This window comes from Pantoea latae, assembly GCF_002077695.1.
GTDB lineage: Bacteria > Pseudomonadota > Gammaproteobacteria > Enterobacterales > Enterobacteriaceae > Pantoea > Pantoea latae.
The window spans coordinates 119,033-133,601 of the sequence record NZ_MWUE01000008.1 but is presented as its reverse complement, the minus strand read 5'-3'; the positions used below and the strand labels follow the sequence as shown (position 1 = coordinate 133,601).

At 60.7% G+C, this 14,569-nt stretch carries 18 protein-coding genes; 9 read left to right on the top strand and 9 right to left on the bottom strand.

What is annotated here, in order from left to right; all coding sequences use genetic code 11:
• Position 1 precedes the first annotated feature (1 nt).
• Genes pdxH through anmK form a run of 3 tightly spaced genes read right to left on the bottom strand, consistent with a single transcriptional unit; the run spans position 2 to position 2,129 of the window.
• Positions 2-658 (bottom strand): pyridoxamine 5'-phosphate oxidase, encoded by a 657-nt coding sequence (gene pdxH, locus B2J69_RS06140; RefSeq protein ID WP_081137390.1) that lies wholly within the window; start codon positions 656-658, stop codon positions 2-4.
• A gap of 5 nt (positions 659-663) precedes the next feature.
• Positions 664-996 carry an MliC family protein gene (locus B2J69_RS06135; protein ID WP_081137388.1) on the bottom strand — a complete coding sequence of 111 codons (333 nt, stop codon included), beginning with the start codon at positions 994-996 and terminating at the stop codon, positions 664-666.
• Positions 997-1,013: 17 nt separating this feature from the next.
• A complete protein-coding gene (gene anmK / locus B2J69_RS06130) occupies positions 1,014-2,129 on the bottom strand; it encodes an anhydro-N-acetylmuramic acid kinase (protein ID WP_081137386.1) in 1,116 nt (371 codons plus the stop codon).
• 282 nt (positions 2,130-2,411) lie between these two features.
• Here anmK and B2J69_RS06125 point away from each other — a divergent pair, with 282 nt between their 5' ends.
• Positions 2,412-2,879: an outer membrane lipoprotein gene (locus tag B2J69_RS06125; protein ID WP_081137384.1), complete on the top strand. Its 468-nt coding sequence runs from the start codon at positions 2,412-2,414 to the stop codon at positions 2,877-2,879.
• Positions 2,880-2,921: 42 nt separating this feature from the next.
• On the opposite strand, the gene slyA is transcribed toward B2J69_RS06125, so the two are convergent.
• Positions 2,922-3,359 (bottom strand): transcriptional regulator SlyA, encoded by a 438-nt coding sequence (slyA, locus tag B2J69_RS06120; RefSeq protein ID WP_081137382.1) that lies wholly within the window; start codon positions 3,357-3,359, stop codon positions 2,922-2,924.
• Positions 3,360-3,511: 152 nt separating this feature from the next.
• Here slyA and B2J69_RS06115 point away from each other — a divergent pair, with 152 nt between their 5' ends.
• From B2J69_RS06115 to B2J69_RS06105, 3 genes are read left to right on the top strand one after another with little or no spacing between them, the layout of a single operon-like run.
• Positions 3,512-3,757: a DUF1656 domain-containing protein gene (locus B2J69_RS06115; protein WP_081137380.1), complete on the top strand. Its 246-nt coding sequence runs from the start codon at positions 3,512-3,514 to the stop codon at positions 3,755-3,757.
• Positions 3,754-4,620 (top strand): efflux RND transporter periplasmic adaptor subunit, encoded by an 867-nt coding sequence (locus B2J69_RS06110; RefSeq protein WP_081137378.1) that lies wholly within the window; start codon positions 3,754-3,756, stop codon positions 4,618-4,620. Before B2J69_RS06115 ends, B2J69_RS06110 begins: the two co-directional genes overlap by 4 nt.
• Positions 4,617-6,617 (top strand): FUSC family protein, encoded by a 2,001-nt coding sequence (locus B2J69_RS06105; RefSeq protein WP_081137376.1) that lies wholly within the window; start codon positions 4,617-4,619, stop codon positions 6,615-6,617. Before B2J69_RS06110 ends, B2J69_RS06105 begins: the two co-directional genes overlap by 4 nt.
• Here B2J69_RS06105 and B2J69_RS06100 read toward each other — a convergent pair whose 3' ends face one another.
• From B2J69_RS06100 to B2J69_RS06085, 4 genes are all read right to left on the bottom strand, one after another.
• Positions 6,618-7,085 (bottom strand): hypothetical protein, encoded by a 468-nt coding sequence (locus B2J69_RS06100; protein WP_081137374.1) that lies wholly within the window; start codon positions 7,083-7,085, stop codon positions 6,618-6,620. It abuts the gene before it with no gap.
• Between the two features lie 139 nt (positions 7,086-7,224).
• On the bottom strand, positions 7,225-7,746 hold the full coding sequence (sodC, locus tag B2J69_RS06095; protein ID WP_081137372.1) for a superoxide dismutase family protein: 522 nt from the start codon (positions 7,744-7,746) through the stop codon (positions 7,225-7,227).
• Positions 7,747-7,829: 83 nt separating this feature from the next.
• Positions 7,830-8,726, bottom strand: coding sequence for an aldo/keto reductase (locus tag B2J69_RS06090; protein ID WP_081137370.1), 897 nt, complete (start codon positions 8,724-8,726; stop codon positions 7,830-7,832).
• Positions 8,727-8,783: 57 nt separating this feature from the next.
• Positions 8,784-9,023: a DUF1289 domain-containing protein gene (locus B2J69_RS06085; RefSeq protein ID WP_081137368.1), complete on the bottom strand. Its 240-nt coding sequence runs from the start codon at positions 9,021-9,023 to the stop codon at positions 8,784-8,786.
• Positions 9,024-9,225: 202 nt separating this feature from the next.
• On the opposite strand from B2J69_RS06085, the gene eptA reads away from it, so the two are divergent.
• The 5 genes from eptA (at position 9,226) to rnt (ending at position 13,935) form a co-directional block, all read left to right on the top strand.
• Positions 9,226-10,866: a phosphoethanolamine transferase EptA gene (eptA, locus tag B2J69_RS06080; RefSeq protein ID WP_094078485.1), complete on the top strand. Its 1,641-nt coding sequence runs from the start codon at positions 9,226-9,228 to the stop codon at positions 10,864-10,866.
• A gap of 39 nt (positions 10,867-10,905) precedes the next feature.
• Positions 10,906-11,487 (top strand): TetR/AcrR family transcriptional regulator, encoded by a 582-nt coding sequence (locus tag B2J69_RS06075; RefSeq protein WP_081137709.1) that lies wholly within the window; start codon positions 10,906-10,908, stop codon positions 11,485-11,487.
• 48 nt (positions 11,488-11,535) lie between these two features.
• A complete protein-coding gene (gene nemA / locus B2J69_RS06070) occupies positions 11,536-12,633 on the top strand; it encodes an alkene reductase (protein ID WP_081137364.1) in 1,098 nt (365 codons plus the stop codon).
• Positions 12,634-12,744: 111 nt separating this feature from the next.
• Positions 12,745-13,152 (top strand): lactoylglutathione lyase, encoded by a 408-nt coding sequence (gene gloA / locus B2J69_RS06065; RefSeq protein ID WP_081137362.1) that lies wholly within the window; start codon positions 12,745-12,747, stop codon positions 13,150-13,152.
• Between the two features lie 111 nt (positions 13,153-13,263).
• Positions 13,264-13,935 carry a ribonuclease T gene (gene rnt, locus B2J69_RS06060; RefSeq protein WP_081137707.1) on the top strand — a complete coding sequence of 224 codons (672 nt, stop codon included), beginning with the start codon at positions 13,264-13,266 and terminating at the stop codon, positions 13,933-13,935.
• A 35-nt stretch (positions 13,936-13,970) separates the two neighbouring features.
• Here rnt and B2J69_RS06055 read toward each other — a convergent pair whose 3' ends face one another.
• A complete protein-coding gene (locus tag B2J69_RS06055; RefSeq protein ID WP_174580892.1) occupies positions 13,971-14,306 on the bottom strand; it encodes a Grx4 family monothiol glutaredoxin in 336 nt (111 codons plus the stop codon).
• Positions 14,307-14,569 lie beyond the last annotated feature (263 nt).

The window sequence follows — 14,569 nt, the reverse complement described above, 5'->3', positions numbered from 1 at the left end:
TTTACGGGGCTAAGCGGTCGATTTTCCAGCCGTTGTCGCTGCGCTGGTAGAGGAAACGGTCGTGCAGGCGATGCTCGCCGCCCTGCCAGAACTCCATGGTATAAAATTTAACCCGGTATCCGCCCCAGAAGCTCGGCAGCGGCACCTCGCCCTGCTGAAACTTCTGCTTCAGCTCGAGGAATTTTCCCTCCAGCACGCCGCGCGCCGAGATGCGGCTCGACTGACGCGACACCCAGGCGCCGATCTGACTGTCGCGTGGACGGCTGTGGAAATATTTCAGCACCTCCAGCGGCGAGAGTTTTTCCACTTCGCCCAGCACCATCACCTGACGCTCGAGGAAGTGCCAGGGAAAATGCAGCGAAATGCGCGGATTGTTCGCCAGCTGCTGCGCCTTGCGGCTGCCGAGGTTGGTGTAGAACACCAGGCCGCTGTCGTCATAGTGCTTTAGCAGCACGATGCGCTGGTAAGGCTGGCCCTGCTCATCCACCGTCGCCACGGTCATGGCGGTGGGATCGGGCAGCTGCGCGTCGCACGCCTGGCGTAGCCAGGTTTCGAACAGCGCCAGCGGCTGCTCAGGCAGATCCTTACGGCGCAGCCCGCCGCGCGTATACTCGCGGCGCAGGCTGGCGATATCTTGCAGTGTGAAATTCGTGCTCATACGGGTTACTCAAAATGAGCAGTCTGGCTGGCAGGCTGCAGTTCACAGTCATTCACGACGATTTTGTCGTCACGCTCGATAAAGGCGGTCTCGCCTTTGCTCCAGAATACATATTTTCCGTCGCTGTAGCGCGCGCCTGAGGCAGAGATCGCGCGTTTCAGCGTCAGCGGCTGGCCATCCATAATAAAGCTCACCTGCTCGCTGGCGTTGTCGAGCGTGACCGTCAGCGGCAGCGTGCCGCAGCGGTAGTGCAGCGTCTGCGGCGCCTCGGGCTGCTTGTTCATCAGTCCGCATCCCGCCAGCAGCAGCGCGGCGGCCAAGGTTAACCCCTGTTTCATCGTTATTTTCCTTACTGTCAGTAGAACGGATTCGCCGGGTAGATGGCGCCGAGCACGCTCTTTGCGCGCGCGCCAGTGACGGCGGGCAGGTTACCCGGCAGGCCAGAAAGCGTGCGGCAGGCCAGCCAGGCGAACGCCAGCGCCTCCATGTCGTCGCCGCGGATGCCCGCGCTGTCGGTGGCGGCGACTTCGGTGCCGGGCAGCAGCGCGGCCAGACGCGCCATCAGCAGCGGATTACGCCCGCCGCCGCCGCACACCAGCAACCGATCGCAGCCGTCATTCAGCTGCACCTGCTGCGCGATGGTCACGGCGCTCAGCTCGGTCAGCGTCGCCTGCACATCCTGCGGCGCCAGGCCGGGGAAGGTTTGCAGCTGGCGCTCGACCCAGCCCAGATTGAAATGCTCGCGCCCGGTGCTTTTCGGCGGCGGCAGCGCGAACCAGGGGTCGCCCAGCATCTGCTCCAGCAGCGCGGGCGCCACCTTGCCGCTGCGCGCCCAGGCGCCGTCCTGGTCGAAAGGCTTGCCCTGATGACGCCAGATCCAGGCGTCGATCAGCATATTGCCGGGTCCGGTATCGAAGCCGCGCACCGGCTGGCCAGGCAGCAGCAGCGAAAGATTGGCGATGCCGCCGATGTTGAGCACCATGCGGCGCTCGACCGCATCCATCAGCAGCGCCTGGTGAAAGGCGGGCACCAGCGGCGCGCCCTGTCCGCCCAGCGCCATATCGCGCCGGCGAAAATCGCCCACCACGGTAATGCCGGTCGCCGCCACCAGCTGATTGTTGTCGCCGATTTGCAGCGTATTGGGCGCGTCGCTCTGCGGCTCATGCCAGACGGTCTGTCCATGACAGCCGATGGCGACGATATCGCTCGGCTCCAGCGCCTCGCGCCGCATCAGCGTATTGACCGCCTCGGCGAAAAGCTGGCCGAGCCGGGTATCGAGCTGGCCGAGCTGCGAGAGCGTCAGCGTCTGCCCCTGGCAAATCGCCAGGATCTGCTGACGCAGATCGCCCGGCATCGGATGGCAGTAGCTGGCCTGCTGCGCCACCATATTGTCATCGATGGCGGCCAGCACCACGTCGACGCCATCGAGGCTGGTACCCGACATCACGCCGATATAACGTCCTGATTTCATTCCTGCTCCTTACTCCCTGGCGGAAGTGCGATTCAACTGCGATCAGTCTGGCAAATTCCCGCGTCCGATTCGACGTTTACCTCAGGTTTTCTCGCAACTTTGTGCGACAAACGGCGTTGCGCCCGCTTTTTTTGCGCTGCGGTTGAATTATTGTTAACCGCCGATAGTCTATGCTTGGCTCTACCCTGTTTTACTCAGACTAAGATTAATTTGCTTTGTGTCTTATACTGTTTGCAGGATTTCGCGATACACATGGCGCATTGCTTAAGAAAGGAGTTACAGATGATCAAGCGTTTCGTTGCGGTCGCACTGGCTGGCATTACGCTGGCCGGCTGCTCAAATACCAGCACGCTCTCCGGCGATACCTACAGTGCCAGTGAGGCCAAACAGGTTCAGAGCGTCTCTTACGGCACGCTGGTGTCGGTCCGTCCGGTAAAAATTCAGGGCGGCGATGATAACAACGTGATCGGCGCTATCGGCGGCGCGGTGCTGGGCGGTTTCCTCGGCAACACCATCGGCGGCGGCACCGGACGCAGCCTGGCCACCGCAGGCGGCGCAATTGCCGGCGGCCTGGCGGGCCAGGGCGTGCAGGGCGCGATCAATAAAGCCGACGGCGTGGAGCTGGAAATTCGTAAGGATGACGGCAATACCATCATGGTGGTGCAGAAGCAGGCGGCCAGCCGCTACTCGGTCGGTCAGCGCGTGGCGCTGGCGTCCAACGGCAGCCAGATTACCGTCTCTCCGCGCTAACTCTGTGAGCAAAAAAAAACCGACGCCGCTGCGTCGGTTTTTTTATTTCTCGCGCTGCTGTAGCTCGAGGATGTTTTTCTCCAGACGGGCGATAAGCGTCACCATCTGGTTGATCTCCTCACGGCTGATGCCAGCGAGAATATCGTCGCGCGTCGCGTCGATGACGCTCTCGACCTGTTCGATGATCGGCTCCGCCTGGCGCGTCAGCTTAATGCGTTTCGCGCGGCGATCGTTGGCGCAGGTAGAGCGGGTGATCAGCCCTTTTTCTTCCAGCTGATCCAGCGTGCGCACCAGCGACGGCTGCTCGATGCCGATGGCCTTCGCCAGCTGAATCTGCGACTGTTCCGGCGGCAGCTGATGGATATTGTGCAGCGTGACCCAGTGCGTCTGCGTCAGCTCAAGCGGCTTCAGGCGCTGATCGATCAACGCGCGCCAGATGCGCACCAGCCGAGACAAGTCCGTTCCAAGGGGCGTATCCATTTCATCTCCTTATAATTAGCTTGCTAGCTATCAAGCCAGATTTTACACTATTCTGCGAGTTTAAAGGACAAATTACAAACCCCAGGCGAAGCCGCACCGGTTCATCACCGCTTTTTGAGACCGATGCCAGGGTGATTTCAGAAGGATGATACGTGGCCATCTCCCCCTTTCTTGCAGCCGACCCCCTGACGGACCTGGTGTTCGGCGCCTCGCTGTTTTTTCCGCCGCTGTTTAAAGCGGTCCTGCTGGGTTTCTTTTTCTGGCTGATCGTGCACCCGCTGCTGCGCGGCTGGATCTACTCGGGCGACGTCTGGCATCCCACGCTGCTCGATCTCTCGCTGTTCGTGCTCTGCGTCGCCGCCGCGCTTTTTCTGATGGGGCAGGGATATTCGTCATGAGATTTAACCCGATAAAGTACTTTTCGACGCTGATCGTCTTCGCGGCCGCCCTGCTGGCGGGCGGCTGGATGTGGAACTACTACATGCAGTCGCCCTGGACGCGCGACGGCAAGGTGCGGGCGGAGCTGGTGCAGATCACCCCGCAGATCTCGGCGCGCATCGTCAGCCTGACGGTAAAGGATAATCAGTTTGTGCATCGGGGCCAGACCCTGCTGACGCTGGATCGCGTGCCCTGGCAGATCGCACTGGACAACGCCGAGGCGCAGCTGGCGAAAGCGCAGGCCGATCTGGCGAAGGCCCAGCATGAAGCGCGACGTCGCGCCAGCCTGCCGCGCAACGTTATCTCCGCCGAAGATCTTGATGCCGCGCAGCTTAACGCCGCCTCGATGGCGGCCAGCGCCAAAGCGGCGCAGGCGGCGCTGGACCAGGCGCGCTGGAACCTGCAGCAAACCACCGTAATCGCACCCGCCGACGGCTGGGTCAGCAACCTGACGCTGCGCGTCGGCGATTACGCCACCGCCGGCACGCCGCTCTTCGCGCTGGTGGACAGCCACTCTTACTATGTGATGGGCTACTTCGAAGAGACCAAGCTGCGCCATATTCGTCCCGGCGCGCCGGCGAACATTGTGCTCTACAGCAACGGCGCGCGGCTGCAGGGCGAGGTTGAGAGCATCGGCCGCGCCATCTACGACCAGAGCGTCGACAGCGACAGCGGACTGGTGCCGGATATCAAACCGAACGTGCCCTGGGTGCGGCTGGCGCAGCGCGTGCCGGTACGCATTCGCCTGGCCCACATCCCGGATAACGTGCCGATGGTGGCGGGCACCACCTGCACCATTTCTGTCGAGCCGCAGGCGCAATGAACCTGCAGTGGCTGGCGTGGGATCGGCTGCCGTGGGTCAAGGCGAATGCCAGCCAGTGGCGCTACGCCCTGCGCAACGCCATTGCCATGTGTCTGGCGCTCAGCATCGCCTATGCGCTCGATCTGGATGAGCCCTACTGGGCGATGACCTCGGCGGCGGTGATCAGCTTTCCCACCGTCGGCGGCGCCATCAGCAAAAGCCTTGGGCGCATTGTCGGCAGCCTGATGGGCGCAGGTGCCGCCCTGCTGATCGCCGGCCACACCCTCAACGAACCCTGGCTGTTTACCTTTTTTATCGCCGGCTGGCTGGCGCTCTGCACCGGCATCGCCAACCACTATCAAAATAACGTCGCCTACGCCTTTTCGCTGGCGGGCTACACCGCGGCGATTATCGTCTTCAGCAGCGTCGATCTGACCGATGCCACCGATCTCTGGACCCTGACCCAGGCGCGGGTGTGCGAGGTGATCTCAGGCATTCTCTGCGCCGGTTTTATGATGATGGTGCTGCCGAGCACCTCGGACGGCGACGCGCTGATGACGTCGCTGCAAAAAATGCATGCGCGGCTGCTGGAACATGCCGCGCTGCTGCTAAAGCCCGGCGCCGGCGACAACGTGCGCGCCGCGCATGAGGCGGTGATCAGCCAGATCCTCACCATGAACCTGCTGCGCATTCAGGCGTTCTGGAGCCACTACCGCTTTCGTCGCCAAAACAACGTGCTCAACTATGTGCTGCACCAGCAGCTACGGCTGACCAGCGTGCTCTCCAGCCTGCGCCGCATGCTGCTTAACTGGCCCGACGCGCCGCCAGTGCTCTACCAGGCTATCGACGCGCTGATGCAGGAGCTGGCCCGCGCGCAGTGCGACAAATACCGGCTGGCGCAGATCCTGCGCAGCGTGACCCCCGCCGCTGACGGTGACTATCGCCAGCGCGCCTTTTGCCAGCGTCTGCGCTATTTCTGCTGGATGTACCTTAATGTCAGCCGCTGGATCCGCCTGCTGACCCGCGCCGACGCCGATACCCGCTTTCAGCCGCCGCGCGTGCCCTCGCTGGCGCGCGAGAGCGACAGCGCCGAGGCGGGCTGGAGCGCCCTGCGCACCTTTTGCGCCGTCGTGGCGGGCTGCGCCTTCTGGATCGCCACCCAGTGGTCGGCCGGCGCGGCGGCGCTGACCCTGACCGCCATCGCCTGCGTGCTCTACTCGTCCGCGCCCTCGCCCAGCGGCAGCGTCTCGCTGCTGCTGAAAACTTTGCTCTGGCTGTCGCTGTTCAGCTTTGTGATGAAGTTCGGCCTGATGGTGCAGATCTCCCAGCTGTGGCAGTTTCTGCTGGTTCTGTTTCCGCTGCTGCTGACCCTGCAGCTGTTTAAGCTGCAGCAGAAACAGCGCGCCGCGCTCTGGGGGCAGTTTATCGTCTTTATGGGCTCGTTTATCGCGGTGACCAATCCGCCGAGCTGGGATTACGCCGACTTTCTCAATGACAATATCGCCAAGGTATGCGGCGTGCTGCTCGCCTGGCTGGCGTTTCAGATACTGCGTCCCAGCTCCGACGCGCGCCGCAGCCGTCGTCATATCCGCGCGCTGCGCCTCGCCTTTCTCGATCAGCTACGCCGCCGTCCGCGCCTGAGCGAAACCCGCTTCGAGTCGCAGATTTATCATCGCATCAGCCAGCTGAGCAGCAGCCGTGACGAACAGGCGCGCGTCTGGCTGCTGCGCTGGGGCGTGGTGCTGTTGAACTGTTCGCATATTGTCTGGCAGCTGCGCGACTGGCAGCCCACTTCGCCCGCGCTGGCCAAGATGCGCGAGGCGAGCCTGCAGGATTTGCAGCGGATTACAGGCGCACGCGGCGTGCGGCATACGTCGCTCGATCAGACGCTGACCAAACTGGATGAGATGATCCGTCAGCTGGTGGCTGACGGCGAGTCTGAGGCGATTAGCCTGGCGGGCATCCTGTGGCGTCTGCGCTGCTCGCTGGCGCAGCTCAAACAGGCGGTTCCCGAATAGCTATTTACAGTATTGCAGCTGCTGGCGTTCGAAATCTGCCTGTAGCTGCGCCAGGGTTTTTCGCTGTTCGAAGCGGGTTTTATCATTGGGCGACATCGGCTCAATCACCAGCTCCCGCTCCTCCGGCGAGTAGATAAAACGCCGCCGGATTTCGCTGCCGGTGAAGCTCTTGCCGACAATGCTGCCGCACACCATGGTCATGCTGGTGCGATAGATGGCCGCCTGTTCGAAGTTGGTTTCGGTGGCGCTGCGCAGCACGAACTGACAGCCCTTCTCTTCGAGACGCTTCCGCGCGCCGTGGCTGAGCCACTCACGCCCCTTTGCAATATCTTCACACTCGCCGCGCGCCGGACTGACGTCGATGGTGCGCTGCAGCTGACGTCCGGTTTCGGTCATGAGCTGGGTCTCATTGGGTTGATCGCAGCCCGCCAGCAGCAGGCAGAACAGCAGCGCGCCCGTTTTTCTCATTCCATTTCTCCTTTGACCGCACCAGATGAAAGTGTCCAGAATCAGTATCATAGGCGGTAAATCATCAGGAGAATATAGCCAGAGAGTAAACTAAATGATAATAAAACGGCTCCCGCAGGAGCCGTTAGCGCGTCAACATTCAGATTACGCCGCAGGCGTAACGCCCGCCGCCGCCGCCAAGCGGCTGCGGATGATCGGCGTGGTTGTCGCCGCCGATATGCACCATCAGCGCCTTGCCCTTAATCGCGTCGAGCGAGGTGAGACGCGGCGCCAGCACCGGGTAGTCGGCGCGGCCTTTTTCGTCGACATAGAGCGCCGGCAGGTCGCCGAGGTGGCCCCCTGCGTAGGGCCCAAGGTGTTTGCCGGTTTTTTGCGGGTCGAGATGACCGCCCGCCGCACCCGCCGCCACCGTTTTCCCTTCCGAGACGCCAGGCTCGCAGCTGCCGTTGGCGTGCACATGGAAACCGTGCACGCCTGGGGTCAACCCCTTAAGCGCGGGCGTAAACTGCAGGCCGTATGTCGTCTGTTCGATTTCGACCGTGCCGATCGCCTCGCCGATGCCTTCGGCGCTGACCTTATGCAGCGTCACCTGCTGCGCCAGCGCGCCGCCGGCCATGGCGCTGCTCATCAGGAGTAATCCTGCTAATAACGACTTTTTCATTATTGCCTCTTATCTTTCCCAAAGGTGAGATAAGCCTGGCCGCTATTTCCGCTCTCTGCCGCTCTTTGACACAGTTTTACGCTTCAGGGGACATCGTAGCCGAGCGCCGCTTTGCGAATGCGGAACCACTGCTGACGATCAAGCTGAATGCGCAGCGCCGCGACCGCTTCGCTGACACGGTCGACATTACCGGAGCCGATAATCGGCAGCGGCTGGCTCGGCAGCGCCAGCACCCAGGCGTAGACCACCTGCGCCAGGCTGGCGGCGCCGGTTTCGAGGCGCACCTTTTCCAGCTCCTCGCGCAGCGGCTGATAGTGCGGGTCGTGGAACAGCTCGCCGCCGCCGAGGCAGGACCACGCCATTGGACGCAGGCGCAGCTGCTGACAATGGTCGAGGGTGCCATCCAGCATCACATTCTGCTGGATCGGCGAAATTTCCACCTGGTTGGTCACCAGGGTAAACGGCAGGCGCGACTGCAGCAGCGCAAACTGCGCAGGCGTAAAGTTCGACACGCCGAAGTGCAGCACCTTGCCGCTCTGATGCAGTTCCAGAAACGCCTCGGCCACCGCGTCGGCGTTCATCAGCGGATCGGGACGGTGGATCAGCAGCAGATCCAGCCGGTCGGTGGCGAAATGGCGCAGCGAATTTTCTGCGCTCTGCAGGATGTGCGCTTTATCGGTGTTGTAGTGGCCGATCTGGTGCTCGGGCTTCGCGCGGGTAGCGATGCCGCATTTGGTGACAATTTGCAGACGGTCGCGCAAATCGGGCGCCAGCTTCAGCGCCTCGCCAAAGGCGGCTTCGCAGCGGTAGTCGCCGTAGATATCGGCGTGATCCACCGTGGTGATGCCAAGAGAAAGGTGGTGTTCAATAAAGCTGACGCGCTGCTGCGGCGTCATCTCCCACGCCATCAGGCGCCAGTAGCCCATAATCAACGGCGAAAAAGCGGGACCCTGCGGTGAAATCGGTTGCGGTTGTAGCATGATGATATCCCTGTGTTTGTCCGGAAAAGCGCTGACAGGCAGTATAGCGAAAAGCGGTCAAAACAGGGATGGCTGCTGCGGTTCTGGATCGTCGTTCGGCTTTTGCTGGCGCTGCAGGCGCAGGCGCCGCAGATGGCACAGGCGCAGCACGTCGCGTTTTTGCGCGTCGCTGAAGTGCATCCAGTTAAAGCGTTCGTCACGGCTGCGCAGGCAGCCGATGCAGTAGCCGCGCGCATCCGTCTGGCAGATGCCGCGACAGGGGCTGGGTACCGGGAAAAACTCTAGTTGCTCCGCCACAACGTCCTCGTTTCAATCGATAACTCCTTTAAAGATAGCCTATTGCCTGCGCCTTTCTGCTAACGAGAAGCGGTGCTTGTCACTAAATGTAACTATTTAGTTTGGCTAATCTTAAAACTCACGGCATAGTGTTGAGCTTTCGTTAAGGTTCTCCTCATTTTTTCCCCTTATGCTCTTTAAGCGACCTTTGATTTTTAACTGGATACTCATGCTGTTAAATAAGTTACGCTGTCACGAAAGCACCTTTAATATCGTTGTTGCTCTCTTCTTTGCGCTGGCGCTAAACGGTCTCTTCTTGTTTCGGGCGTGGGAGCGGATCCCCTACACCTCGCTGCACGATTACGCCTTCGCCGTCAGCCTTCCCGTGGTGCTGACCGCGGCGTTCACCCTGATTTTTAACCTCGTTGCCTGGCCTTATCTGCGTAAGCCGCTGCTGGCGGTGCTGATCCTCGCCAGCGCGGCAGCGAACTATTTTATGTTCAGCTTCGGCACCGTTATCGACACCAATATGGTGCAAAACGTGTTTGAAACCGATGTGCAGGAGTCCGTGGCGCTGCTGAGCCGCAACGCCCTGCTGTGGGTCGGGCTGATGGGCGTAGTGCCGACCCTCCTGATGGTTTCCGTACGCTTTAAACGGCGCGACAGCTGGTGGATGAACCTGGCGTGGCGCGCGCTGTCGATGGCGGCCGCGCTCGGCGTGATCGTGCTGATGGCGCTGCTGTTTTACAAAGATTACGCGTCGCTGATCCGCAACAATAAAGGGCTGGTGAAAATGGTGACGCCCGCCAATATCATCAGCGGCACCGGCCACTACGTGAATAACCGCTGGATGAAAGGGAGTCAGGCCTGGGTGCATATCGGCCAGGACGCGCACAAAGGGCCGGTTATCCAGGCTGAGCAGAAAAAAACGCTGGTGGTGCTGGTGGTTGGCGAAACCGCGCGCGCGGAGAATTTTTCGCTGGGCGGCTACGGGCGCGAAACCAATCCGCAGCTGAAAAAACAAAACGTTATCTACTATCCGCAGGCGACCTCCTGCGGCACGGAAACGGCGATCTCGGTGCCCTGCATGTTCTCCAACATGCCGCGCGCCCATTACGACGCCAATCTGGCGCACCATCAGGATGGCGTGCTGGATATTCTGGCGCACGCAGGCATTAGCGTACTGTGGCGCGAAAACGACGGTGGCTGCAAAGGCGCCTGCGATCGCGTGCCGCATACCGATATGACCCTGTGGAAGCTTGATAACTGGTGCAAGGATGGCTCCTGCCTGGACGACGTTCTGCTGCACCGGCTGGATAACTACACTGAGAGCCTGCATAACGACGGCATCATCGTGCTGCATCAAATGGGCAGCCACGGCCCCGCCTACTACCGCCGCTATCCACCGCAGTTTCGCCAGTTTACGCCGACCTGCGACAGCAATCAGATCCAGGACTGCGATCATCAGGCGCTGATGAACACCTACGACAATACGCTGCTCTACAGCGACGATATGCTGAGCCGCACCATCGATTCGCTAAAAGCGCTCAGCGACCGCTTTAACGTGGCGCTGGTCTATCTCTCCGATCACGGCGAATCCCTCGGCGAGCACGGCATGTATCTGCACGGCACGCCCTACCTGTTTGCGCCGTCACAGCAGACCCATATCCCGCTGCTGATGTGGATGTCAGACGGCTATGCCCGCGCTTACCAGATTGATGAAGCCTGTTTGCGCCGTCAGGCGCCCACGGCGGAGGTGTCGCAGGACAACCTGTTCCATACGCTGCTGGGGATGTTTGATGTACAGACCGGCGAATATCAGCCGCAGCTCGACATGATCAGAACGTGCCGAAAAGCGGGTTAAGCGTTGCATCTGACCGATCGGTCTACTACCTTAACCGCCATGAACAAGACGCTACCCCGTACCGACACCCGTGAACATCTGCTCGCCACCGGCGAGCAGCTCTGCCTGCAGCGGGGCTTTACCGGCATGGGGCTGAGCGAGCTGCTGGCGCGGGCAGAGGTGCCGAAAGGCTCTTTTTATTACTACTTCCGCTCGAAAGAGGCGTTCGGCGTGGCGCTGCTGGAGCGCTACTTTCACGCGCTTTATCAGCAGCTCGAGGCGCAGCTGCGCCAGGGCGAGGCGCCGCCGCGCCAGCGGCTGTTGCACCACTTTCGTCAGGCGGAACAGCTGTTCAGCGAACGGGGACAGCTCGTCGGCTGCCTGGCGGTGAAGCTCTCTGCCGAAGTGTGCGATCTCTCCGAGCCGATGCGCGACGCGCTGCAGCATGGCGCCAGCCGCATCATTGCGCTTTACGCGCAGACGCTCGAGGCGGATGAGCCGTTGCCTTACGCGCCGCGCGAGATGGCGCAGCTGATCTATATTTTATGGCTGGGCGCGAGCCTGCAGAGCAAGCTTTCTCGTGAAGCGCAGCCGCTGCGTCTGGCGCTAAGAACTCTCGAACAGTGGCTGAGCACGCCCTGATTTAAAAAACCTTGATTGATAGTTGACCGGTCTACTACAGGAGATGTTATGGCAAGTTCCCGGCTGTTTAGCCCGCTTAAAGTGGGCGCGATCACCGTACCCAACCGCGTATTTATGGCGCCGCTGACGCGCCTGCGCAGCATCGAACCCGGCGACGTACCGACTCCGCTGATGGGCGAATATTATCGCCAGCGCGCCAGCGCCGGTCTAATCATCACTGAGGCGACGCAGGTCTCCTTCCAGGCGAAAGGCTATGCCGGCGCGCCGGGCCTGCACACCCAGCAGCAGATCGCCGCGTGGAAAGCGATCAACGCCGGCATTCATGAGGCAGGCGGCCACAGCGCCGTTCAGCTGTGGCATACCGGCCGTATTTCCCATTACAGCGTCCAGCCGGAAGGCAATGCGCCTGTCGCGCCATCTGCTTTGGCCGCTGGCACTCGCACCTCGCTGCGCGCGGAAGATGGCAGCGTTTATCGCGAAGAGACCTCTACGCCGCGCGCCCTGACCGTCGCCGAAATCAGGCAGATTGTGGCGGACTTCGGCCAGGCCGCCGCCAACGCGCGCGAGGCGGATTTCGATCTGCTGGAGCTGCATTCGGCACACGGCTACCTGATGCACCAGTTCCTGGCACCTGATTCCAACCGCCGCACCGATGAGTATGGCGGCAGCATCGAGAAGCGCGGCCGTTTCGCGCTGGAAGTGGTAGACGCCGCTATTGCCAACTGGTCCGCCGACCGTATCGGCATTCGCGTCTCGCCTATCGGCAGTTTCCAGAATCTGGATAACGGCCCTGATGAGGAAGAGGCGGCGCTGTGGTATATCGGCGAGCTGGCGAAGCGCAATATCGCCTATCTGCACCTCTCCGAACCGGACTGGGCGGGCGGTAAGCCTTACACCGACGCCTTCCGCGAAAAAGTGCGCGCGCTGTTCCCTGGCGTGATTATCGGCGCCGGCGCCTACAGCGTCGAGAAAGCGGACAACCTGATCGCGCGCGGCCTGATCGACGCCGTGGCCTTTGGCCGCGACTTTATCGCCAACCCCGATCTGGTGGCGCGCCTGCAGCAGGACGCCCCCCTCAACCCGCAGCGCCCGGAAAGTTTCTACGGCGGCGGCGCGGAAGGCTACACCGACTACCCCACGCTTTAAGCGCGACGCTGGCGCGACAACGGTTACGTCAGCGTCCGTTTTTTGCTATTTTCACCGCTATACTTAGCGTTTGCGCCATCGGAAGATGGCGATTCAATAAAAGAGGATGTTATGCGTTTACTTCACACCATGTTACGCGTTGGCGATCTGCAACGTTCCATCGATTTCTACACCCGCGTGCTGGGCATGCGCGTGCTGCGTCAGAGCGAAAACACTGAATACAAATACACGCTGGCATTCGTGGGCTACACCGAAGAGAGCGAAGGCGCGGTGATCGAACTGACCTACAACTGGGGCGTCGAGAGCTACGATCTCGGCAACGCCTACGGTCATATCGCGCTGGGCGTGGATGACGTGGCGGCGACCTGCGACCGCATTCGCAACGCGGGCGGCAACGTAACGCGTGAAGCGGGTCCGGTGAAAGGCGGCTCGACCATTATTGCCTTCGTCGAAGATCCAGACGGATACAAGATCGAACTGATCGAAAATAAACACGCCGGTCACGGTCTGGGCAACTAAGTTTGCCGCTTCAGCCTGCTCTCTGCGGCGGGCTGAAGCCTTCCCTGCTGCTGCACCCTCTCTTTTTTTTTGCCATAATGCGCGCTGCCCAATTCCTGCTATGAGATGCTGATGTCTGAAACGAACTCCCTGAACGCGCTAAATCAACGTTTCCGAGGCTTTTATCCTGTGGTGATCGATGTCGAGACCGCGGGCTTTAACGCGCAGACCGATGCGCTGCTGGAGATCGCCGCCACCACGCTGAAAATGGATGAGGACGGCTGGCTGCATCGCGACCAGACGCTGCATTTTCACGTTGAACCCTTTGAAGGGTCGCTGCTTCATCCGGAAGCGCTGGCGTTTACCGGCATCGATCCCAGCAATCCCCTGCGCGGCGCGGTCAGCGAATATGAGGCGCTGCACGCCATCTTTAAGATGGTGCGCAAAGGCATCAAGGATCACCACTGCAATCGCGCCATTATGGTGGCGCATAACGCGACGTTCGATCTGAACTTTATGATGGCCGCCGCCGGGCGCGCCGCGCTCAAGCGTAACCCTTTTCACCCGTTCGCCACCTTCGACACCGCGGCGCTGAGCGGGCTGGTGCTGGGGCAGACGGTACTGGCGAAAGCCTGCAAGGCGGCGGGCATGGATTTTGACAGCACGCAGGCGCACTCCGCGCTCTACGACACCGAGCAGACGGCGACGCTGTTTTGCGAGCTGGTGAACCGCTGGAAACGCCTGGGCGGCTGGCCGCTGCCGATGGCAGAAGGCGACGACGAGCAGCAGGCCGCATCGGCCTGAGCATAAAAAAAGCCGACTGGCGTCGGCTCTTTTATTTATTCCGCTTCTTTGTGCTTTTCCGCGGTCTCTTTGATCAGCGACTGCAGTTCGCCGCGCTGAAACATCTCCACGATAATGTCGCAGCCGCCTACCAGCTCGCCGTCAACCCACAGCTGCGGGAAGGTCGGCCAGTTGGCGTATTTCGGCAGCTCGGCGCGAATATCAGGGTTCTGCAGAATATCCACGTAGGCAAAGCGCTCGCCGCAGGCGGAAAGCGCCTGCACCGCCTGCGAGGAGAAACCGCAGCTTGGCAGCTTCGGCGAACCTTTCATGTACAGCAGGACCGGGTTTTCTGCGATCTGGCGCTGAATTTTTTCTACAGTACTCATAATTGCCTTCCTTAATTCCCTACTTCGTGTTTGTTTATTGTAGCGACTTCGCCCCATCACTGAAAACGACAATTTCTCGCTTGTCAGGTGAAACCGCCATGTTTGTTAAGTTCTCAACTAAAGATCTGCTTTTTCCTGACGATAATCAAAACCTAAGCTATTCATAACTGGTAATAATTTTGCTGCTATAACCTGCTGAAATTGCTCATTTAAGAGACAGTTGCAACCCTGTAACAGTTTAATAGAAAAATGGCTTAACTTTTGAA